The sequence below is a fragment of the Vogesella mureinivorans genome (assembly GCF_007644035.1).
Taxonomy (GTDB): Bacteria; Pseudomonadota; Gammaproteobacteria; order Burkholderiales; family Chromobacteriaceae; genus Vogesella; species Vogesella mureinivorans.
Window position 1 is genome coordinate 1 of the sequence record NZ_VMTV02000651.1, and the last position, 370, is coordinate 370.

The following is a 370-nucleotide window of genomic DNA, read 5'->3' on the forward strand; positions in this document are numbered from 1 at the left end:
TGACGTTCGCCTTCCTGTTCTACGCCGTCCCGAACTTCGTGCTCGCGGTCTTCATGATCCTGGTCTTTTCCTACTGGCTGAACTGGCTCCCGGTTGTCGGCAACGGCACCTGGGCGCACTTCCTGATGCCGACCATCGCGATGTCGGGATTGCTCATCGCCGGGCTGACGCGGTTCACGCGCAACGCCATGCTCGATGTGCTCGGCCAGGATTTCATCCGCACCGCCCGCGCCAAGGGGCTAGCGGAGACGGAGGTCATCCTGCGGCACGGCCTGCGCAACGCCTCCATCACCATCCTGTCAGTGATCGGGCTGCAGGTCGCGAGCCTCGCGGCGGCGGGCTCCGTGGTCGTGGAATCGATCTTCGCCTG

1 protein-coding gene is annotated in these 370 nt (G+C 64.9%); it reads left to right on the forward strand.

The features are described from left to right. Positions 1–370, forward strand: a 370-nt coding sequence (locus FLQ44_RS17110; RefSeq protein ID WP_147695370.1) for an ABC transporter permease, incomplete at both ends; no start/stop codon positions are given.